Origin of the sequence: Pseudoalteromonas sp. CO342X (genome assembly GCF_004208915.1) — a bacterium.
Classification (GTDB): domain Bacteria; phylum Pseudomonadota; class Gammaproteobacteria; order Enterobacterales; family Alteromonadaceae; genus Pseudoalteromonas; species Pseudoalteromonas maricaloris.
Genome location: NZ_SGPH01000073.1, coordinates 1 through 508, shown reverse-complemented (window position 1 = coordinate 508; position 508 = coordinate 1). Strand labels below are relative to the sequence as shown.

The 508-nt window shown below is 52.8% G+C and carries 1 protein-coding gene; it reads right to left on the bottom strand.

The window, feature by feature from the left end:
- The coding region (locus tag EXT47_RS23650; RefSeq protein WP_240701675.1) for a condensation domain-containing protein at positions 1 to 508 on the bottom strand (508 nt) is incomplete at both ends.

Sequence of the window (508 nt, the reverse complement as noted above, 5' to 3'; positions counted from 1 at the left end):
CGTTCGACGATTTGTTCAAACGGCACTTGCTGATGGGCATAAGCGTCAAGCAGCATGTTTTTACTTTGTTCTAACAGCGCATGAAAACTCGGGTTATCAGATAAGTTACTCCGCAGCACCAGAGTATTGACGAAGAAACCTATCAAACCGGCTACTTCCACCTGCTCCCGGTTTGCCACTGGCGTGCCGACAACGATATCCTGCTCATTGCTGTAGCGGGCTAATAACACAGAAAAAACGGCATGCAATCCCATAAACAACGTGGCGCCTCGTTCTTGGCACATGGCCATCAAGCGCTGGTGTGTCGCTTGTTCTATCCTTGAGACATAGAGATTACCGGCAAAGCTTTGCACCGCCGGTCTGGGGTGATCTAGCGGCAGGCTGTGCAGAACCGGCAAGTCGGCAAGCTGCTTTTCCCAGTAAGCCAGCTGTTCATTCAGCACAGCTCCCTGCAAGTAGTTGCGCTGCCAGTGGGCATAATCGCCGTACTGGATCGCCAGCGGCGGCA